Origin of the sequence: Psychroserpens sp. (genome assembly GCF_047633235.1) — a bacterium.
Classification (GTDB): Bacteria; Bacteroidota; Bacteroidia; order Flavobacteriales; family Flavobacteriaceae; genus Psychroserpens.
This window is the reverse complement of sequence record NZ_JBLIET010000093.1, coordinates 1-4,014: the sequence shown is the minus strand read 5'-3', so window position 1 is coordinate 4,014 and position 4,014 is coordinate 1. Positions and strand designations below refer to the sequence as shown.

The 4,014-nt window shown below is 31.4% G+C and carries 6 protein-coding genes; 4 read left to right on the top strand and 2 right to left on the bottom strand.

Features of this window, described 5'->3' with window-relative positions:
• Nucleotides 1–11 precede the first annotated feature (11 nt).
• Nucleotides 12–977 carry an NAD-dependent epimerase/dehydratase family protein gene (locus ACJAZK_RS14870; protein ID WP_415224721.1) on the top strand — a complete coding sequence of 322 codons (966 nt, stop codon included), beginning with the start codon at nt 12–14 and terminating at the stop codon, nt 975–977.
• A 68-nt stretch (nt 978–1,045) separates the two neighbouring features.
• On the opposite strand, the gene ACJAZK_RS14865 is transcribed toward ACJAZK_RS14870, so the two are convergent.
• Complete coding sequence (locus ACJAZK_RS14865) at nt 1,046–1,624, bottom strand: hypothetical protein (RefSeq protein ID WP_415224720.1); 579 nt, start codon at nt 1,622–1,624, stop codon at nt 1,046–1,048.
• A 202-nt stretch (nt 1,625–1,826) separates the two neighbouring features.
• Between ACJAZK_RS14865 and ACJAZK_RS14860 the strand changes: the two genes are divergently transcribed.
• Together ACJAZK_RS14860 and ACJAZK_RS14855 are read left to right on the top strand one after the other, a co-directional pair.
• Entirely contained in the window at nt 1,827–2,699 is an 873-nt protein-coding gene (locus ACJAZK_RS14860) for an AraC family transcriptional regulator (protein WP_415224719.1), read from the top strand.
• Nucleotides 2,700–2,714: 15 nt separating this feature from the next.
• Nucleotides 2,715–2,888: a hypothetical protein gene (locus ACJAZK_RS14855; protein ID WP_169338340.1), complete on the top strand. Its 174-nt coding sequence runs from the start codon at nt 2,715–2,717 to the stop codon at nt 2,886–2,888.
• A gap of 11 nt (nt 2,889–2,899) precedes the next feature.
• Here the strand turns inward: ACJAZK_RS14855 and ACJAZK_RS14850 are convergent, their stop codons facing one another.
• Nucleotides 2,900–3,235 carry an HD domain-containing protein gene (locus ACJAZK_RS14850; RefSeq protein ID WP_415224718.1) on the bottom strand — a complete coding sequence of 112 codons (336 nt, stop codon included), beginning with the start codon at nt 3,233–3,235 and terminating at the stop codon, nt 2,900–2,902.
• A 125-nt stretch (nt 3,236–3,360) separates the two neighbouring features.
• Here ACJAZK_RS14850 and ACJAZK_RS14845 point away from each other — a divergent pair, with 125 nt between their 5' ends.
• Nucleotides 3,361–3,783 (top strand): hypothetical protein, encoded by a 423-nt coding sequence (locus ACJAZK_RS14845; protein ID WP_415224717.1) that lies wholly within the window; start codon nt 3,361–3,363, stop codon nt 3,781–3,783.
• The last annotated feature ends 231 nt before the right edge of the window (nt 3,784–4,014 follow it).

Here is a 4,014-nt window from a genome sequence, read left to right as displayed (position 1 = left end):
AATGATATAATATGCCTAGAATTTTAGTTATTGGTGCTGGAGGTCAAATAGGATCTGAGCTCACGTATAAGTTAAGAGAACTGTATGGTCCAGAAAATGTTGTAGCCAGCGATATTGGATATCATAACACCCATATAGTTAATTCTGGTATTTTCGAAATTGTTGATGCTCAGGATTATGACTCAATAAAAACTTGTATTGACAAACATGAAATCGATACTATATATCTCATGGCAGCCATGTTAAGTGCTACCGGAGAAAAATACCCAATGAAAGCATGGAACTTAAATATAAATTCTATTTTTCACGTTTTAAATCTTGCCAAAGACGGATTTATTAAACACATATTCTGGCCTTCTAGTATTGCTGTTTTTGGACCAACAACTCCGGCTTTAAATACACCTCAACATACAATAGCAGAACCTACAACGGTTTATGGGATTACAAAACAAGTGGGTGAACGCTGGTGCGAATATTACCATGACAAATATGGTGTTGATGTGCGAAGCTTGCGCTATCCTGGAATTATAAGCTGGAAAACTATGCCTGGAGGAGGCACAACAGATTATGCTGTAGAAATATACCACAAGGCTGTTCTAAATAAACATTATGAATGTTTCCTATCTGAAAACACACAACTTCCAATGATGTTTATGGAGGATGCCATTAATGCCACAGTTAAAATCATGCAAGCAGAATCTAATACTGTTAAAATTAGGTCTTCATATAACTTGGCAGCCCTAAGTTTTACTCCAAAATATATTTCTGAGGCAATACAAAAACATATTCCAGAATTTAAAATCACGTACAAACCAGACTTTAGGCAAAACATTGCGAATAGTTGGCCAAAATCTATTGATGATTCATCAGCACGGACCGATTGGAATTGGTCTCATAATTATGATCTCGATAAAATGACTGAAGAAATGATTACGCAATTACGGAATAAATATAAAGATTCTACAACAACAAATTAGTCATATTAATGTAAAAAAAAAGCACTTTCAAATGAAAGTGCTTTTTTTTGGGGATGCAATCTAAACATCTATAATAACTCGAAGCTTTTTATAAACGATCTCCCCCCTGAAGTCATACTTAAATAGTAACTTCCTTTTTTTTGTGAAGACAGTTTATAGATTTTATTTAAAATCTTATCTCCTACTAATTGGTCTTTAAAAATACGCTCTCCATTATAATACAACTCAATTTTTAAAGGCTGCTCTTCTAAGGACATGTGTGAGATTAATAATTGATTGTTTTCTGTCCTTACCACTGGCTTAAAAATCACCTTTTCATTTTTTTCTAAAAAGACCACGTTATTAGACTGGATAATAAATGGCGTTATAATAATTTCAAAATCCTTGTCCAACTCAAGAATGTATGAACCATTATTTAAGGCTGTAAAATCAAAACGCTTTACAAATGTGCCATTTCGTTTGATTTTTTCAGTAAAAAGGATAGTACCCTTGTCATCAATAATTTTATATTGATGGCCTTTTTTAACATTAGAAAATTTTAATATGGTAATTCCTTTTAACGATACATCAATTACTTTTTCATTTGCGTAGCCTATTACTGTTGTAAGTAATATGACTACTAATAAGATTGTTTTTATGGGTTTCATCACTTTATGGGTTTTAATGATTTATACTGCAAAGATATAATGCTATGTAGCTATTAAAAACATCCATTTTGGCATATTTGTATACTATATTATCACTTTATTTTAAATTAAATAACAACAATGTTAATATAGAACACTTTTTTGGTAATTTTGAATAGAAATTAATCCCTAAATACTGTAAATTTGTATATAGTAGATTGTTATGAAACCGAGAAAGCCTACTTTAGAAAAAGTTAACCCCAAATTTGGAAGTTCTATTTTTGTTAAAAAAGGGACTTCACAAGATATTGGCACTACTCCTTTTTGGCATTTTCATCCAGAAATAGAACTTGTTTATGTAGATAAGGGTAAAGGGAAACGCCATATTGGCAATCATTTATCCTATTTTGATAATAGCCAACTCATTCTAATTGGATCTAATTTACCTCATTATGGATTTACAGATAGATTAACGCAACATGGCTCTGAAGTCTTAGTCCAGTTTAAACCGGAGTTCTTAGGTAATTACTTTTTTGATACTCCCGAAATGACAAGCATTAATGCGCTTTTTAGGCGATCCAAAAACGGAATCCTTTTTAAACCCCAAACCAAACGAAGTGTTGGAAAAAAGATTCAAAAACTTAATGAAGTTGAAGGCTTTGAGCGTGTTATCCTTCTTTTAAAAATACTTTATAAACTATCTAAAGCTAAGGATTATGAAATTTTAAATGCTGACGGCTTTGTTTTCGAAACCGAAATGCAGGATAGTGCTAAGATAAATATCGTTTACAAACATATTAATAACAACTTCCAGAATCATATTTCACTTGATGAAATTGCAGATAAAGTAAGTATGACTGTTCCTGCCTTCTGTAGATATTTTAAAAAATCTACTGGCAAAACATTTACAAAACTGGTTAACGAATATAGAATCGTCCATGCTACCAAATTATTATCTGAAAGCCAGATGAGTATCACAGATGTTGCATTTGAATGCGGATTTAATAACTTCTCTCACTTTAATAAATTATTCAAAGAGTTTACGGGTAAAAGTGCATCAAGATATAGAGGCGAACTTAAACAAATGGTGAAATAGTTAAAGTACTAAACAATGAAAGATAACATAGATAGAACATTAGAGTATTACAAAATAAAAGAGCAGCAAATCCTAAATACTGTTAATTCTAAAAACAATTTAACTGCAGAGGACATCATCCATTATGGAAAAGAGATGTCTATCGTTACATATAAAATTACGGCATTAGAAATTGCTAAAGAAAATTAATAGCGTTCACTTTATTTTTTACCGTCCCATTCTGCATAAAACTCATCTTGAAACTGCTCCATATATCTATGAGGTTCTAGTGCAATCTTTTCACCTGTCTTTGTCTTCATTCTATCTTTTAAAAGTAATAATTTTTCATAGAAACAATTAATTGCAGTTGCAATAGATGTTTTGTATTCGGCCTTTGTTATTTTTAGATTTGGGGATATAAAGGGATCAAATATTTTTCGATTTTTAAAGCCTCCACAATTTAATGTCCTAGCAATCCCAATAGCACCAATAGCATTTAATCGATTCGTCTTAAACCAATAATAATTTCTAAAAAGAAAAGCTAGAGCTCCAGTCACTACTTTTATTTATAAATGAAATTTAACTCTTCTTTTAAAAGATAAGATGTAAATAATAGCCTACTAATACTATTCTTTTATTACATTTAGAATGTAACTTAGGATACTATTAAACAGCTAGTACTATGAATTTCTTAAAGTATTTTAAAATAGGGTTTGTAGGCATTGCATTATTATTGTTGAGTTGTTACGACGATGACATTAAAATTTTAGATAGTGAATATATAAGTGGTGGCATTGGAACGTCAGAAAACACAGGCGCTGTAGAGTTCAATTTTATAATTCCAGAGAACTATTCTTCAGCGAGAGTTGGTATCGATTTAGTTGGCAATATTTCAGTGCGAAGAGAAGTTTATGGAACTGGTGATAAGCAGCTGAAATTCGCTGACTTATCCTCTGGAATTTTCAACTACACATTTGAGTTTTGGGCCATTGATAATACTATTGGAAACCTTGAAAACTCGCCATTAGGTATACTTTTGGCTATCACTGAAACTTTGGAAGTCCGTCAAGGAAAAACATTAAAAATAAGAATTGCTATAGATTAATTATTGACAGAGATCGAGCTGCAAATTCTTAAAAGCTCACTTAAAATTGTATATTAAGATTGATGTATTCAGTTCAACCTATCCCAATATTTTAAAAGCACCGAAATGAATGGCGTTTTAAAAAGCTTTTATTTAAAACCATCCCACTCTGCGTAAAACTGGTCTAAAAACTGCTCCATATATTTATGACGTTCTAGTGCAATCTTTTCACCTGTCTTTGTATTCATTCTA